Raw genomic sequence first — 17,434 nt, forward strand, 5'->3', positions numbered from 1 at the left:
TATCCCGCATCATGCAGGATAGCCTTTTCCATTACATAGGATCCACATCATAATATATCTGCAAAGCTCCATACCTCGGATCTTTCGCCATCATCTGCTGGGCATACTTCAGATATTCGCGCACCTTCTTCTGGTCGATACCATTCTCCAGTTTGATGACAATCTTGCGGATATTCATTGTCTTTACACGTGCTACAGCCGGCTTATCCGGTCCGAGTACGCGTTCACCAAACCATCCTCTCAGCGTCTTGCCCAATTCCAGACTAGCCTGCTGGCAGATCTTTTCGTGCTTGTGCTTCAGGAACACATTGATAAGATGGAAGAAAGGCGGATAATGAAACATTCTTCTCTCCTCCAGGATTCCCTTGAAAAGAGAATCATAGTCATTGTGTACTACCTGACTGATGATAGGCAGTGTCGGATTCTTGGTCTGCAGAATCACAAGTCCCCGTTTGCCCTTTCTTCCGGCTCTTCCACTCACCTGCGCCATCATCATGAAAGCATGCTCGTAAGCACGGAAATCAGGATAGTTGAGCATTGAATCAGCATTCAAGATACCTACTACACTCACTTTATCGAAATCCAAGCCCTTGGATATCATCTGCGTACCAATCAGAAGATTTGTCTTTCCCAAAGAGAAATCGGAGATCAGTCGCTCGTAGGCATTTCGGGTACGGGTTGTATCTAAGTCCATTCGGGCGATGCGGGCTTCGGGAAAGATTTCGGAAATCTGGTCTTCGATGCGCTCTGTTCCGATACCCCTGCCCATCAACTCAGTACTGCCACAGTTAGGACATTCTGTAGGAACCGGATAAGTATAACCGCAATAATGGCAGGTCAGGAGATTGATACTCTTATGCAGGGTAAGCGAAACATCACAGTTCTTGCATTTCGGCACCCATCCACATACCTTACATTCTATCATCGGTGCAAATCCCCTTCGGTTCTGGAAGAGGATAGCCTGCTCTCCATTCTTCAGGGCTTCTTTTACAGCCGCCAGGAGCACAGGCGAATAAACACCCGTCATCATCTTGCGATGGCGGAGGTCTTTCACATCCACCACCTGTATCTCAGGCAACTGGATATCCTTGTATCGGGTCTTCAGTTCTACCAATCCATACTTACCCTGCTGGGCATTGTAATAGCTTTCCATCGAAGGCGTAGCCGTTCCCAGAAGTACCTTTGCCTCCGGATACATGTTGGCAAGCACGATGGCTGCACTGCGGGCATGATAGCGTGGAGCCGGATCCTGCTGCTTGAAAGAGGTCTCGTGCTCTTCATCGATGATGACAAGTCCCAGTTTCTGGAAAGGCAGAAAGACTGCGCTTCTTGCTCCCAGAATCACATCATAGGGATGCCCGGAGAGTTGTTTCTGCCAGATTTCCACGCGCTCAGCATCACTATATTTAGAATGATAGATACCGAGCCGGTCGCCAAAGACTTTGTGCAGTCGCTCCATGATCTGAACCGTCAGGGCGATTTCGGGCAGCAGATAGAGCACCTGCCTGTGTTCCTCGATGGCTTTTCTGATAAGATGGATATAGATTTCCGTCTTTCCGCTGGAAGTTACACCATGCAGGAGCACTACGTTTTTCTTCAGCATCTGCATCAGTATCTGATTGTAAGCATCCTGCTGCGGCATAGACAAGGGCTTGATCTGGTCTAGATGCGATTCTCCAGCCGTATTCAATCTACCCACTTCCAACTCGTAGGTAAAGAGGATGCCTCTGTCGATGAGCGCCTTGACCACAGCCGCCGTGCATCTTGCCTCGTTCATCAGCTCTTCCTTCGTCACCTTCTTGATACCTTTTCTAGGCGTATCTCCCTCCAGACTATCCCAATGAGAAAGAGCCAGGAAGGTGGTCAAAGTCTTCGATTGCTTCAGGGCACGCTGCACCATATTGAGCGCCACGTGCAGAGCCTGTTCATTGCGATAACTGCTAGCCAACTCCACATAGAGTTCCATCTTGGGCTTGAATTTCTCTGTAGATTTCATTCCGGCAGGCATGGCTGCATTATATACATCGCCAAGAGGTGACATATAGTAATCGCTGATCCATTGCCAAAGGCGATATTGCTGGGGAAGAAGAGAGGGATAGGAATCAAGAACAGCCTCTATCGGCTTACAGTTGAAATCCGGCTTTTCGGAATGTACATCCGCTACCATGGCAATATATTTCTTGCTTTTTCCTAAGGGAACAAGCACGCGCATACCAGCCACGACTTTCTCTTCCATCCCTTCGGGGACAGAATAAGTAAAGGTGCCGTCGAGCGGAAGAGGCAATATCACATCTACATATCTCATTGTTTCTATCTTCTAATTCTTCTGAATGTTTATCGCATGAAACAGCTACCCAACTGTTCTTTCAAGACATTCGTTCTGCAAAGATAGCAAAAAAAAAGCAGATACCCATCATCAGGTACCTGCTTTTATATATTTTAATGTATCTACTCGAATAGATACAAGCTACAGTAGCTTAGAACCAGTAGCCGAGTGCAATCTGCCAAGAGTTGTTACGGCTCTTGTCCTTTCCTGCATTTGTAACTGCATCAAGGGCCTTAGAGAAGCTAGCATCAGCCGACTTGCCGCAAGCGATATTGTAGTTGGCTGATATCTGAAGATGGTTCAGCAAGGTTACACCAGCACCTACGTTTACGCTGAAGTTTGACTTCTTCAAAGAATAGCTGCTTGTCTCATTCCATGTAAAGTTCTTGTCGCCTACGTTGATACCCCACTGTGGACCAGCAAAGAGGAAAATGTTAGCCAGGCTGCTCAAGCCAAAACCATAACGTACGTTGACAGGAATATTGATAGACTGCTGCTTCACGTTCGCCTGACCGAAGTCACCATTAGTACCTACATACTTAACGTCAGCCTCTTTCTGATCGTACAAAGCTGCAGCATCGAAGCTCAAGCCTACGATAGGCACAGTAACCTTCACCATAGGACCAACAAAGAAACCAGTCTTGTTGGAAGCATCAAATACATCTTCGCTGAAAGACATGCTTGTCACGTTCAAACCACCCTTCAAACCGAACTTAATCTGAGCGTTTGCGCTAGTAGCATACATCATTGCTGCTACCATGAATACAAGTGATAAAATCTTCTTCATTTTCTTACCTTTTTTAATTGTTACTAATTCAATATGTTCACACTATATGTTGAAAACAACATCTCTTTTACTTAATGGCGCTCTCTCCTCAACATCTTAATGGCGCTCTCTTCTCACCGTGACTCTAGCCGAACCGCTGGCAAAAGAGGTTCTGTTTTTAGCTTGCTTTGACTTGACACGGGAAACCTTGCCGGTGTTGGCAGATGCGCTACGCAATCCTGTGCTTCGGCGATTCTTCCTTACACTCCCCTTCACCTCCTTTGCTGCATGGGCAATGCTGTCCAGTAAATCCTTTCGTACCTGATTACCCCAGATATTCTTCTCAAAGGCAACCAGTTCTGACTCGATGCGTTTCTGCTCCTTTGCCATGGCAGAATCCGTGGTACAGTATTGAGAAAGGGTTTGTCCCAACAGATTGTTGGTCTTGTAAATCTTACCCTTATATTGATTTCTGGCAAAGTAATCATCAATGCTCATCACCACGGCATTGTTCAAATTGCTAGTCATCACCTGCTGGCGGGTAAGATAAGGAGCCAGATCATCATATTTCACCCAAAAGAGGGGATACTTGGTTCCACCATCTCCAAAATCATCCTCACGGGTCATGATAGGGCAAAGCGCCAACACCTTGGTATGGAAGGTAGCAGAACGCTGGTCGAAGAAACTGCTCTCCTTGATATAATACGATTTCACCTCACGCGAAGGGATATCGCTGTTGTCTAACTTGATTCTACCATTTGCCTGCTTCTCGTAGTAGATATGATAGTTATCCAGGAAAGACTTCGGATCCACCCGGTCGGCAGCGGCAAAACTCTCATTACCATCCATTCGGTATTGGAATACGGTAATCTTTCCCGTCATCATCAACCTGAAGATGGTGGTAAAGAGATTCATCTGATTCCCCTTTGGCTCTACTGGATAATAGAGCGCAGCATTGGCTTCGCTGTTGAGATCCAGTTCACGGTAGATATCTCTTCTCCAAACCACGTCCTCATCCATCGGGAGAGCAGTAGGAAAGGAGATCTGCGCACGCAGGGTTGGAGTATCGCCATTCTGCTGCGCCGCTTTCTTCTGTGCAGCAGCCTGCCTGCGGGCCTCAGGTTGTGCCCAGATGCCCTGCACCATTCCCAAGAGCAGGAACAAGAACAATATCTTTTTCATTGACTTTGATTTTTAAATTTGAAACTCCGTTATTACTTTACGATAACTTCCATTGCCGAAGGCAGGGTTCGCATGATGCCGTCGGGACCTACAGCTCTGATATGAGAGATGTAGAAACGACGGTTGCGATACAGCTTTCTGAACTCCTCACGCTGTCTGGCCGAGAAACTGGCTCCAGCAGAAGCCAGCGGAATGGCATTACCCATATTGTCGAAGAAGACGGTTTCGAAACCTACTACCTTGAAAGGAATATCCAGAAGTCCATCGTCGATGGCTGCATGAATGCCCGTGGCACCCATCAGATTGGCCTTTGCCAAACCGCCACCTCTGAATCGGTCTGTTCCCATTGCGATATAAGCGGTAGGATCTGGCAATTTTCTGACATGGAAAACAAAAGGCGGCAGCGAGCGAACCTGTCCCTTATCTCTTGCCGTTACATGAATGGTAACATCCCTGCCAACGGTAGATGGAGTCGCCACGAAATGACCATTGCCTTTTGATACGAACGAGCCGCCACTCATAGAGGCAGAGATGGCATTAGCCGGAACACCCGGCACACTGATACTGATAGGATTGGCATAACCTGCATAAAGCACATTCATCAGGTCGGCTGCCACGGTAGCAGAATTCGGAACAGGCAATACGGTATATTTCTGACTGAAGTTACGACGGATTTCCTCACCATCCTTGCCTTTCATCAGAATATAGCCATTAAACTGATGTTCTCCTACCCCACCAGCCGTAAAGCTATATCTACCATCAGCAGCCTGAAGCCGACTGCCATTGACATAGATTTCAGGGCGCTGGGTACTGTCTATAGCCGCCATCACCACCTGTGAGTTGAAGCGCTCACCCGCATAAAGGGTCGTCTTTTCAGGAATCACGAAGGCATTCATCTCACTCACATTCAGTTCCACGAGTTTCACATCCTTCTTCTTCTCATCGCCCTCCCGCGGTTCATCCTGCAAGCTTCTCTTCACCTTCTCCACCAACGACTTTCCCTTGACACCGAGTTCCTCTTCAGTAGGAGTATTCAGTGCCAACATAGCCATCAAGACGACATACATCAGATTGATCATCTTCTGGCGTGGTGAAATCGGTCTTTTCTTTATTGCCATTTATTTTTCTTTTAAGTTTGCGGTCATCGCTGCAATCATACGTGCATAAATGCTGTTCAGTTGTTCTATCTGCTGAGCCATCTTCCGGGTCTGTTCATTGATCTGGTCGATGGTACCAATCTGCTGACTGGCACTTTTCAACTGCATCTCATAAACCTTGGTAATACCGGTAAGCGTGCGGTTCAGGTTTTCCATCTCCTCACTGTCACGAGTCAGACGGGAGCTTTGTTCATTAACCTTGCCAAGGGTATCTACCAGATTCTTCAGTTCATCCACATAGCTGCTCTGCACTTTCTGCATTTCCTCAGAAGCTACCTGCATTTCTGCCAAGGCATCCGGCTGAACTATTGGGGAAGTCTGGTTGGAAACACCAGCAATTGGAGAAGAAGATGCTCCTATGGTAGAAGCAGCCACATTCTTGTCCTGGTATTCTACCTTACCCGTCTCCAGATATTCCTCCGTCACATGAGTAGGAAGCTCTCTGCCATCAGCAGTCTTATCGAAAGGACGGTCGAAAGCAGACAGGAAGAACACGATAATCTCAGTGCCCATTCCCAGGAAGATCATCAGTTTGGCTCCGGGAAGATGCGTCAACGTGAAGAGAGTACCTGCAATAACGATACTCGCACCCCAACTATATGCATAGTTCAGGAAAGTCTGTCCCGGAACACTATCCATCCACTTCTGCAGACGATAGACAATATTATATTTACTATAGTCACCCATTTTGATTATCTCCTATTCTTATTTCTTGATGGTTTCTGCTTGGCACTTGATGTGGTAGCCAGACTTCTTACGCAGCGGAATCCGATATATGAGCGTGGCTGGTTCTGGTATTCCCAAGAGCGCCATGCCGAGCGGATAAAAGATTCCGGGTCTTTCCAGGCCCCCCCTCTTACACTCTTTTTCTTCAACCGGTAAGGATCTTCCTTGGCTGCATTGTATTTCAGGTCAGGATTCAGATCATTCATCGCATCCACTCCTACCTCGGTATAAACGGTACTGGTCCATTCAGCCACATTACCAGCCATATCATAGAGCCCGTTCGAGTTGGGTGAATAAATACCCACCTTACTCGTTATCAGGTTACCATCCTTGGTATAGTTACCCCTATCTGGCTTGAAGTTGGCATAGAAACATCCATCTCCATTCTTTACGTCAGCATTGTCCCAAGGGAACTCACTCTGATTCTTTCCTCTGGCAGCAAACTCCCATTCTGCCTCTGTTGGCAAACGGTAACGCTGCACGAATCTTGCCTCCGGTCCCAAACCTTTCAGAAGGTAGTCGGTACGCCAGGCACAGAAGGCATTCGCCTGCTCCCAGGTGACACCCACAACTGGATAATCGTTGTAGGCAGGATTACTGAAATAGCTTCTCAGATAAGTTTCATTATCTGAGTTGCGGAAATCATTCACCCAGCAAGTTGTATCCGGATAGATATTCACGATATAAGTATTGAGGAAATCCCACGGACCGCTCAACGGGCGGTTGATGGTCTCTCTCACCACTCTACCCTCATCATCATAATAAGCAGTATCCTTTGAAATCATCACTACCTCATCAGGATTTATCTGGATATCTGTATTCAGACTGCGCTCCTGCGGATTGATTCGGTTACGGCGAAGGGCAGCTGCTGTGTAATCATAGATTTCATACTTATAGTTGAGCTGGCGCCAATCAATCAGCTTCTCACCGGTCACCGGATTCACATTGTAGAGACTTTCTATCGCACGCAGTTCATCCTCATTCGGCTTTCTTGGCAAAGGCTTCTTCCAGTTAACCTGCGGAGGAACCGGGTCGCCATTCTTGTCTTCGGTAATCATATAGGTCTCATCACCGGCATAGGCAGGATCGGCAAGACGGGTACGAAGGATGGAATCGCGTACATAAGCAACAAACTGCTTGTACTCAGAGTTCGTAATCTCAGTATCATCCATCCAGAAACCATCTACGGAAACATCCTTACGGGGAGTTTTAGTACCCCATAGAGAATCCTGAGTCTCAAGACCCATCTTCAGGAAGCCACGGTTCACCTTTACCATTCCGTAAGGTGTAGGCTCCACGAACCCTCTTCCGCTTACGCCCACAACTTCTCCTCCTCTACCTGCCATGGAAGTAGATTTGGCACTGAAACAGCCACTCAGGGAGAGCAGTGCTACAAGTGAGCAGAAGAGCCCTAATATTTTCTTCATTTCAATATTCATATTCTTGATGATATACTATAGTATTCTAACACTTTGATGTTTGTTCTTTCCTTTTTTGGCAAAGCTGATCTCTGTCTGGTATCCTATGAAGAGTTCATGGCTACCATTGCCCGCATTCAACTTCGACGTATAGCACTCGTAACTGTACCCAAGCATTACCCCATGAAAAGTACCTCCCAATAGAAAGGTCACGGAATGATCAGGACTGTAGGTGAGTCCACCATACAAATGCTTTCCCTCGTGCTGATATACCAGCCGTCCGGTAACATCGCCTCGCCACGCCGTACCATCATACCTGACAAGAGCAGATGACTTTATAGATAAAAACGGATTTCTCAGTTGAATATTGTATCCACCAGTCAAATAATACGTTGCATCAATCTTAAATTCATTTGATTCACCCAGATTGATCGTAGGAGAGGTAAGATGCTGCCCTGAAAGTCCCACATACCAATTACGATGAATGAAATAGAGACCCATAGCAAAATCCATACCGCTTCCCTCTACATTTGTCGTAGCAAAAGCAGGGTCGCCCGATTCTCCAGCATCCACCTTGCTGCCATCAAAACTCTCACTCAGCATACCTCCCTGCAATCCGAAGCTCATCTTTCCTCCCCATATCTTCTTTCTATAGGCATACTGCAGGCTAAGACGCTGGTGGGTAAAGAGACCAATCTGATCATTCATCAGCGAAACGCCCACACCCTGCTGATGATTGAAAAGCAGGAAAGGCATATCTGCTGCCAGATACATCGTACGGGGATTGTGTTCGAATCCTGCCATATCAAGAGCGTAAGCAGCCGTAACATTCAGTTTTGCCTGCTTACCCACTGCTGCAGGATTGAAGGATGACTCCATGTCGAAATAATGACTGAAGGATGGATCATACTGCGCTCTCGTACAGAGCACGCCTGCCAGCAAAAAACATAATATGATGATTCGTCTTAACACAATGTAATAACGTAAATTATCGCAGAATATTATATATAAGGTGATGATTGAGGAAACATCCGGGCAGATATGAGATGAAAAGGAACAGAAAGAAGATGAAAAAGGCTGTTCTCCTTGTAGAGAACAGCCCTATCATCGACTTTTAATATTCGTCGTCATTCCAGAGGAATATTTGGGCTGAATACCAAGCACTTATAGTCTTCCAACTTTTATAGTGAACATTTTATTAAGGAGTAAAAGTCGCTAAAAGGCTTTTCTAAACCTATCTTGCAACTCCTTGATTCGCTCTAAAAGTTTTTCGAAAGATAAAGTCTGACCATAGATAAAGTGGTTACACATCTCTGCATAATCACCCTCCCAATCCTTCATCAACTCTTGCCTAGGAACGAAATCAATCTCACTCGGCATCAACTTAGAATAATCTACATACCCTACAGCATAGTATATGGAACGATGCTTAACAATACGATCATACAAGTCCATATCCTGCAGGGCTTGTTTGCCAAATTCTGTATCCATCAAGCGTTCAAGATCATAAAGATGTCTAGACATTCGGACATAACGAGGAGTCTGTTTCTGAAACTCCTCACATAGCAAGAATGCCTTCTCCAGGAATGTTCGTGTAGGTACAACTGTCCTGATAGTAGCTGTAGCCGCCGCATCTTCTCCAGGGAAAGTCTGCTCAATATATGATGAAATCAAACGGTCTTCCGTAGGCTCGTTCATAGACAAGCAACTAATCTCTATCTTTACTCTTGGCGGAATATACTCTATCGTATGACCAAGCATAGACTCATAATGAACGAGAATGACAGATGGATCCTTATCACTTGCAACAGGACTTGCCTTACCATCCTCATCAAATTCCTCTACTACATTTTCTATATAGTATCCTTCCACACCAAGTTTCTTTAGATTTTCATCCAACTCTGCAGAAACTGTATCAAGAAAATACCTACGTGCCTTCTTGCGAAGTTTTTCACGCTGATTCTTTGTCGTCTTCTCTATACCGAAGAATTCATGGTTTACAGATAAATCTATATCCTCACTGAATCTTTCTATCAAATTCCATCCTTTACTGAGACTTGTACCTCCCTTAAAGATGAGTTGATCTGCACATGAACATTTGAAAAGAGCGTTGAGCACCACAGTTACCCACCAGTCCTTTTCAATTGCAACCTGATTAATACGAAACTTCTCTTCCGCACGTTGCAACATTGCCATTCGTTCATCTATTGTGTGATTTAACCAAAGTGTCATAATGCTCGTTTTTATCTATAATATCAGTTATCAGCTTTCTCATCCATACTGGCATGAGAGTAAGATCTTGTACAAACAAGTCTTTATGTTCCTCTTCATTGACCAATTTTCTAATGGTAGAGAGTTCTTGATTACCTACATTCTTTTGTCCTAATGTTCTAAGAGCTTGTACAAGAAGCGCTGCCAACACTGTCTGAAAAGCAAAGTTCTTAGGAACACTTCTCTTCAACTCTATAGTCCGATTTCCAAGAGTCAAGACTCTTCCACTTCCCGATGTCAGATAAGTATATTTTGTAGGCACCTGTGTTGAGAGTCCAAGTTTGTTGAGCGCTGTAACTCCTGAAGGTTGTATTTGTACCTTATCTCGCTGGGCTATAGCCATCACCATTTCATCTATTGATGGATAGACTATCCCAAATCGGGTATTCTTAGGGCGAAGATAAACCCCATTAGCTAATCGAACTATATTTCCCTTTTTTTCTTCTACAGAAAGTGCACGACTTACCACCTTCTCATTATCATTGATGTCCGAGAAGTCTGATATGAAGAGAATCTGCCCTTCACTTGTCTCGTATATACGGTTTGCTATTTCTGCCATATCGTTTTCTTTCTTTAATGGTGCAAAAATACAAAAAATCAGCGATATGCGTAACATACCACTGATTAAATTAACTTTTTTTATGTGGAAAACTTTGCAAACATTTTCCACAATCACTTATTCTTATTCACTCTTAGCTGTCTGTGGTACTCACAGCTCTTGCGTTGTAGTTCTTCCTTATGACTGGCATAATATCGACGTTGATACTCTTTTTTCGTGGCAGTTTTTCACTCTTTAGGAGACATACAGGCAAATTCTCCGAATGAATCTGGATACTGCTTGATTATTGCAGTAAAGACTGCGGACAAGACCTGCACGACAATGGAGTTTCCGGCTCGCCAATATAGAGAATAGTCAGAAGTCTTACGATGACGACCATTTATAAACATAAGTTTCGCTATTTGTTCTTTTGTGTAACCTTCTTTAGATAAAGTCTCGTATGGTCGCAAGATTCTGTTGAGATATAACTCTTCAACACCCATAAATCTGAGACATTCTTCTGGGGTAAGTCTTCTGATTCTCATATATTGTCCTTCTTTGAGACTATCAACAACTGAAAGAAACTTATCTCTATTAGGACATGCTCTTAGTGCTTTTACTGTTTGCTTAGAAGGCTTCGCATTTTCTAAGACTGCAGGAACTATATGCTTATCACCTCTCCACACTTCTATGACACAAGCAGAACGTTCTCTTCGACAACCGGTCATATTTATCAAACTAGTTCCACCGGTAGTAGTCATCAAGGTTTGTATTGTACCATTTGAACATAAAGGATAAATAAAGCGTGAAATACATTCTGTTAATTGAGAGGTAAGCAGTTTACTTGGATACTCAATATTGTTGTTTACGGAAGCAACATACCCATCCTTGGCATTACGAATGATGTCGATATAAGTGTTCTGTTCTTCAACTGTCAGATAGTATTTATCATCAACAACATCAGAAAGTAAGTCTTCTGGCTTTATCTTTAATTTCTTTGTCTTAGGCCATTCGAAATTAGTCTTTTCATCATTATCTATACGCATGGAGACCATAATGAGACGTTTTCTATTTTGCGGGATGCCAAAGTCTGCGGCACATAGCACTTTGTAGTAGCTGACATAACCATAACTCGCAACTGTTCTCGCCCATTTCTTAAAATCATCATCATTTCTTGGATCAAGATAGCCTTCAACATTTTCAAGGATAAGCCACTTCGGACGTTTTGACGCAATCGCTCTTTCTACCTCCCATACCAAGGAAGACTCTGTACCCGAACCTTTCTCAAAACCTTCACGCCGTCCTGCTCTACTTGCATTTTGACATGGACTGGAATAGAACAAGATGTCAAAGTCTTCAACTTGACTCCAGTTTATTTTAGATACATCAGGATAACATCTATTCGCATATTCAGGGAATGCGAGGTTATGTACAAGTTGAACTAATGAATTTATGTCACTCCAACCAATAAGTTCAACACTAAAGCGATCCTTAAAGTTCTTGACTGCATCTATCAAGCCCATCATTTGGGAATCATACCCACTAAACAGGGTAAACATCTTAATCTTTTTATTCATTTTTCTTTGTATTATATTTTGGAAAAGTCTGAAAACACTTTTGGTTTTCAGACTTTTAGGTTAGTAATTATGCTGCTATATTAAAAGAGGTGGTTACAAACTTCTCAATGGTATCAAAATTTACAACATCTGCTATCAAGTCACGGGTCTTAGGCGATAAGGCTGCACACACTATAAGTTGTGACAGCATAGCCTGCACTTCTCTTTTTTGTGCAACTATATCGGTTCGTGTCTTGATTTTCAACTCCTTTGAAACTCCTGAGAGTGTTTTAAAGATGATAGACTTACCATTGAAGCTCGCAGAAATAGCATTGTTTGTTTGAAACTTCACTTCAGACTCCAAAGAGAGTCCTTTCATCTGCAAATAGAAGAGTGTATCTTCTGAAGACGTCATGTAAACCATTATTGTAGAAGAGATTGCTTTAACGACGGCATCAATAGAGTTCTGTTTGCTTTTTTCTTTTGGAACATCATAGACTACAGAGCTATCTAAAGTTGGCAAAGCTGCATCTGCCTTGATTTTCGCCTTTGGTTTCTGCGACAGTTTTAGCAACTTGTCTTGCCCTTTTTCGTACATATCGACAATGGCATCTTCCAATTTATTGTAATCAAGTTTGCCTGGTGTCTTTCGCCATCCTTTTGAACCGTCAAGCAAAGAATCGTATGACTTGCAATGTGCTACACAATAGAGCAAATCATCATGCATACTACAATGCTTTTCATCGGTTGCTTTTCCAGAAGCGAGTTTCTTGGTAATGGTCACCATACCTAAAGAGGCATCTTGAATCGCTTTCGTGAATTTAGCGTCCTCTGCACCTTTATTATTAATGGCAGCCTCTTGAACAAGTCTTGCAATTTTATGAGCAGACTCTTTCGAGAGACATAGAAAATCGACACTTTCAGGAGTAAGAATGCCTTTGGCTATAAAGTCTTTGGCATTGGCTTTAATTCTTTTTGCATACTTGTTTTTGTCAAGAGACTCTTGATTGTTTGTCACACTTGTTGTCTTAGTTAAATTCTTAATCTGTTTCATAGTTTTATTCTCTTCTTTTATTTTTGTGTTATAAATATCTGTAATAGAAATCGTTTTTTCAATATGCTTGCCGTCATAGATTGCAAAATGCATTTTTCTATTCTTTTTAGGCTCACCATCATAAATAACATTTTGGTTGCTATCTAAAATGACAAATGATGTTCGACTACCTAGAGCACCTTTTTGTAGCAGAGAATCTGCTTCTTTTATTGTTGCGATATAAGCGGTATCGGCATCTGGATAAAATCTGATAGCACCACTCTGCTGCCCGATACGGAGATATGCGAAATAACTATTTGTGTAGTTCATATACTTGGTTACATTCTCCTTTTCATTGTCTATGGAGTCTGACGAAAGTCTCATCGTGCTAGACTCTTCCTTTATTGCTGCAGCTTCATTCTGTATTAAACACTGTAATTTATCCTTTATTATTCTCATAATTAACTCATTATGACTTTTTCAAAGCAATTAAGGAGAGTGTGCACCCTACTCCAAAATCGCTTTTACTTAAATCTCTTTATTTTTTCACCATCAAGAATATGCATCGATGGCGTTGCCATATAAGTCATTTTAAACCTATATATATAATAAGGTGTACAACTAGAGGGACACCTCTAACCTCTTCGCTTAAAATAAAGCGTTTTCTTTTACTGGCTCTTGAGGCAACAATTCGACATAATAGCCTTTCTTCACGAGATGTCCGCGTCCTTTCTTAAGGTATTGTTTTAAATACGAGTATCCTACACCTAAAAAGATTGCAGCCTTGCGTCTTGACTCAAATACCAATCTTTCACCTGTCGTGTCTGAAATTAGAGCAACAGACATAATTTTATTATTTTCCATTTTTATAATGTTTTAATTTTAAGATGTACTTAAAGGAGACATCTTACACCCTTCCATTGCTGGACACATTATTATATTATAATGATACAGGATTCACATCATAAAATTTTAAATCCCATTTTTCATTATCATCGCTTATTATAAAAGCGATGATAAAAGTTTATTTTTTCTCCAACTTTTTTTTATTAGAGAAGGAATTGATTAATGTCCATGAAGTATCTTTCGTAGATATTACGGACTGTTTCTATCTTTTTTTGAACAATAAGCTTCCACACGCCTTTACTTCCCCCTTCATAGAGCTTGATACCTCTCAGAAAGTCTGGATACTTTAAGAGAATTGTTTCAATGGTGGTATTATCACGACAAGACTTCATGTAAACATCAAGACCACCGACCTTACTTATCTCAGTTCTAAACTTTCTCCAACAAATCTGGCGTTTAGGTTCTTCATCTACGATTGTCACCTTATTAATATTAGGAGTAGTGTTTGTTGATGTTGACGTCTCAGGTTCCTTCTCAGCATAAGTCTCGGCTTTTAACTGAGCAGACTCTTCTGGAGTCAATTTTCTTAGTTTACGCAATTTTCGCCCCTCACCTGTTTTGAAGTAAACATTAACCTCACCTGAATGTTTGCGACATCTTACAACTACATCGTCAAGAACATCTTCATTACACTCTACCAAAACTGTAACATTCTTACGAACTACCAATTTCTTTCTCAAATATACCTTTGTCATAACTTTTTATTTTAAAGGGTTAAACATAAGAGGAAAAACAAGCTATTTTATCCCCCAAAAATTAAATCTACTACAAAGATACATTTATTTTTTAGCATATTTCTGCAATTAAACTATATGGGAATTTACCCGAATATTTCCAAAAACAGAAAATCGCATAAATACTTGATTATAAACAAAATAAGGGGATTTACGATGCGTAAATCCCCTTACAGATATAGATTTTGGAAATTTAATTTCCAGTTTTTCACAGATATGTCGAAATTATCTTGTCTATTATTTTTCTCGTCAATTCGGAAGTATTTTCTATGTTCCAACAAGAAATATACGATCTTCTCTCCAACAATTTTCCTTTGAGACTAAACTGTCCGTTAGCGTTTGCTATTTCACTATCTATCTTGGAATACTTTCCTTTAATCAATCCTTGATTCATAAATAAGCCTATAACATTATAAACGAGTACCAAGTTAAAGCCACCATTAAATTTATTGGGATTTATCTGAGTTATTTTCTTTCGAAGTTCGCTATCACGCAGAATCACTCTAAACTTCGACTTTAAACTATCAGAAGAGTTAGACTTACCTATAAATTCCTCACCGAATATTACATCTATGAAATTCAATGCTTTCTCTACAGTTTCATTCAGTAAAGTCTCATCATCAGTAACATCTATCGCATCTGCCATATGTTCTATAATATAATTAAAGACAGTTACTTCCTTAGCTATATAAACAATATCCTTTCCTTGCTTAATGTAGATGAGATACATAAGTCCATTTACAAGAGAATTATTTTCTTCCCAATCAATAAGCTCTCCAGAATAAATATTCTCTGCCAAGAAAGCAAGGTAGCATTTGGGAGTCGCTATGTCTTCAATAGAAGCATCTACAGGATATGGATTATCAGCTTTCAACCTATCAAGCTTTTTAAAGAAGACTTCCACACATTGTTGTGGAGTGAGTAAATCCAAACGAAGCTTATGATAAGGAGTAACATAAGAACTAAGTGCTGCATCTACATTCACCCGATTCTTAAATCTATTCAAATGACTCATCACTATCTTTCTTTCCTCTTCAGACAAGCTAGGTCCATTCAGTACCGCCAGTTCTTCTGCTGTAAGCGGATTATTTGCATCTAGGAGAGTGAAACTTTGAAAGCAATCATTCTCCAATCTCATATTAACACACTCTTGTAGCTGCTTTCCATTACAGATACCCGAATGGGCAGAAAGCTCATACACATAGATCAACAAAAGCATCACAGAATAAATCTCCTTACGATACTTTTCTTTCTGTACATGCATTACAGAAATGAGGTTTATGAGAAAATCTTCATCTTCAAGACACAATGCTCCTATTTTAATATACGCATCATTTTTATACCCGAAAAAAGGTACAAGCCACTCGTTTTTCTCTTTATTCCATTTCTTACGAAGCGCACCGCAAACTCTCATATATAACAGATGGCGATCTTCCGGATTAAGTGGAGATACTATATCTTTATAACATCTCCCAACAATACCTAAAATTGCATCTATCGGCTCATCGCCTACATTCTTTAAGTTTGCATAGTTCCTAACATCACTCCACATAAATAAAGAAGAACGAATAGACTCAGCGTATGAAGAATGAACAAAGTTTCTAAAATCCAGTTTTAGAAACATCTTATACCGTTCCAATGTAACAGCCTTTGATGCAGGCTTTCCCACAGCAAATAACATAGAAACATCTTCTGTCTTGATATTCAAAAAAGACAGAAGAGCATCAAACCTTCGTACATAGCTAGGTATATCTATATGGTGATCAAGTAATACTACTTGCTCGTTTATGTCATCTGTATATGTATTATTCATTGCTATACCTTTAAATATTTGAATTTGTATGCAAAAATAATACTTTTTTTAAGCAGTACCAAAAGAATGTATTAGAAATTGAGTTTCAGCTCTAAAAATAATGTAATACTTAGAAGAATTACAAAAATATCATTTAAAAATAGACATTCTCTCCTACTTCAAATACAAGTCAAAATTTAATTTTTGAGTAGATGAAAGAATATTATAAGAAAGTAGATAATGAAACTATCAATGAGCTGATGGCAAGCATGGAAGAAAACGAAAAAGCAATTCGAGATATGAATGAAAAAAGAGGTTTGACCATATACACCAACCACGAAATCTGCGATGTACTTGGCATAAACGAGAAGCTATTACGTAAATATCGCTATAATGGTTTGCTGACCTATAGCAAATGTGGTGATAAGTATTGGTACACCCAAACAGACATAGATGAATTCATGGCAAAAAACAAACGTGAAGCATTTTATTAATACACCTTATTATAATAGGAGATACACGAAACTAAAAATTGAAGAATATGACAGAAAAGAAAGAAATGTTACTGATTGAAAAGACACAATGGGAATCATTGGTGTCTAAAGTTCGAGACCTAACCCAACAAGTCTCAATTTTAAAAGAGTCTTATGTTCCAAAGTCTCAATACTACACGAACAAAGAATTACGGATATTGCTTGGAGTAGAAGAAAAGTTGATTCGAAAATATCGGGAGCAAGGACTACTCGCCTATTCCAAGATTGGAGATAAGTATTGGTATAGCCAACAAGATGTTTCAAACTTTCTAGAAAAGACTCACTATGGCTCATTCACCTAAATACATAGACAAAAGAAAAAAGACACTCTCTAAGGATGTTATTCCTCAAAGAATGTCTTATAAAAAAAAGCTTTATATGAATCATATATATTTATCTATAAAAGTCATGACTGCAGAAGGCTCTTACAACGCTTGACCGTATTTACAGACACACGAGAGTGTAAACTAAACTGTGTCAAGCTACAATAAAAAGT

The 17,434-nt window shown here is 41.2% G+C and carries 15 protein-coding genes and 1 pseudogene; 2 read left to right on the forward strand and 14 right to left on the reverse strand.

What is annotated here, in order from left to right:
* Window positions 1–31: 31 nt before the first annotated feature.
* From priA to DXD25_RS07420, 14 genes and pseudogenes are all read right to left on the reverse strand, one after another.
* The gene (gene priA, locus DXD25_RS07355; protein WP_117662567.1) at window positions 32–2,305 is read right to left on the reverse strand and encodes a primosomal protein N'; all 2,274 of its coding nucleotides are present in this window, start codon (window positions 2,303–2,305) and stop codon (window positions 32–34) included.
* Window positions 2,306–2,477: 172 nt separating this feature from the next.
* Complete coding sequence (locus DXD25_RS07360) at window positions 2,478–3,113, reverse strand: porin family protein (protein ID WP_117662569.1); 636 nt, start codon at window positions 3,111–3,113, stop codon at window positions 2,478–2,480.
* Between the two features lie 96 nt (window positions 3,114–3,209).
* Entirely contained in the window at window positions 3,210–4,274 is a 1,065-nt protein-coding gene (gene gldN, locus DXD25_RS07365) for a gliding motility protein GldN (protein ID WP_117662571.1), read from the reverse strand.
* 32 nt (window positions 4,275–4,306) lie between these two features.
* Window positions 4,307–5,203, reverse strand: a pseudogene (gldM, locus tag DXD25_RS07370) (gliding motility protein GldM); the annotation flags it as partial.
* 189 nt (window positions 5,204–5,392) lie between these two features.
* Window positions 5,393–6,118 carry a gliding motility protein GldL gene (gldL, locus tag DXD25_RS07375; protein ID WP_117662575.1) on the reverse strand — a complete coding sequence of 242 codons (726 nt, stop codon included), beginning with the start codon at window positions 6,116–6,118 and terminating at the stop codon, window positions 5,393–5,395.
* A gap of 5 nt (window positions 6,119–6,123) precedes the next feature.
* Window positions 6,124–7,584, reverse strand: coding sequence for an SUMF1/EgtB/PvdO family nonheme iron enzyme (locus DXD25_RS07380; protein WP_117662603.1), 1,461 nt, complete (start codon window positions 7,582–7,584; stop codon window positions 6,124–6,126).
* 27 nt (window positions 7,585–7,611) lie between these two features.
* Complete coding sequence (locus DXD25_RS07385) at window positions 7,612–8,547, reverse strand: type IX secretion system membrane protein PorP/SprF (protein WP_233522221.1); 936 nt, start codon at window positions 8,545–8,547, stop codon at window positions 7,612–7,614.
* Between the two features lie 243 nt (window positions 8,548–8,790).
* Complete coding sequence (locus tag DXD25_RS07390) at window positions 8,791–9,807, reverse strand: nucleotidyl transferase AbiEii/AbiGii toxin family protein (protein WP_117662579.1); 1,017 nt, start codon at window positions 9,805–9,807, stop codon at window positions 8,791–8,793.
* A complete protein-coding gene (locus tag DXD25_RS07395) occupies window positions 9,776–10,405 on the reverse strand; it encodes a DUF6088 family protein (RefSeq protein ID WP_089543958.1) in 630 nt (209 codons plus the stop codon). Before DXD25_RS07395 ends, DXD25_RS07390 begins: the two co-directional genes overlap by 32 nt.
* A gap of 227 nt (window positions 10,406–10,632) precedes the next feature.
* Window positions 10,633–11,961 (reverse strand): DNA (cytosine-5-)-methyltransferase, encoded by a 1,329-nt coding sequence (gene dcm / locus DXD25_RS07400; RefSeq protein WP_117662583.1) that lies wholly within the window; start codon window positions 11,959–11,961, stop codon window positions 10,633–10,635.
* Window positions 11,962–12,028: 67 nt separating this feature from the next.
* Window positions 12,029–13,432, reverse strand: coding sequence for a hypothetical protein (locus DXD25_RS07405; RefSeq protein ID WP_117662585.1), 1,404 nt, complete (start codon window positions 13,430–13,432; stop codon window positions 12,029–12,031).
* A 189-nt stretch (window positions 13,433–13,621) separates the two neighbouring features.
* A complete protein-coding gene (locus DXD25_RS07410) occupies window positions 13,622–13,837 on the reverse strand; it encodes a hypothetical protein (protein ID WP_117662587.1) in 216 nt (71 codons plus the stop codon).
* A gap of 185 nt (window positions 13,838–14,022) precedes the next feature.
* A complete protein-coding gene (locus DXD25_RS07415) occupies window positions 14,023–14,574 on the reverse strand; it encodes a hypothetical protein (RefSeq protein WP_117662589.1) in 552 nt (183 codons plus the stop codon).
* Window positions 14,575–14,821: 247 nt separating this feature from the next.
* Window positions 14,822–16,426, reverse strand: coding sequence for a hypothetical protein (locus tag DXD25_RS07420; protein WP_117662591.1), 1,605 nt, complete (start codon window positions 16,424–16,426; stop codon window positions 14,822–14,824).
* 191 nt (window positions 16,427–16,617) lie between these two features.
* Between DXD25_RS07420 and DXD25_RS07425 the strand changes: the two genes are divergently transcribed.
* Both DXD25_RS07425 and DXD25_RS07430 read left to right on the forward strand, forming a co-directional pair.
* A complete protein-coding gene (locus DXD25_RS07425; RefSeq protein ID WP_117662593.1) occupies window positions 16,618–16,899 on the forward strand; it encodes a helix-turn-helix domain-containing protein in 282 nt (93 codons plus the stop codon).
* A 47-nt stretch (window positions 16,900–16,946) separates the two neighbouring features.
* Window positions 16,947–17,240: a helix-turn-helix domain-containing protein gene (locus DXD25_RS07430; RefSeq protein ID WP_117662595.1), complete on the forward strand. Its 294-nt coding sequence runs from the start codon at window positions 16,947–16,949 to the stop codon at window positions 17,238–17,240.
* Window positions 17,241–17,434: the final 194 nt, after the last annotated feature.

It is taken from the genome of Prevotella sp. TF12-30, assembly GCF_003436715.1.
Taxonomy (GTDB): domain Bacteria; phylum Bacteroidota; class Bacteroidia; order Bacteroidales; family Bacteroidaceae; genus Prevotella; species Prevotella copri_A.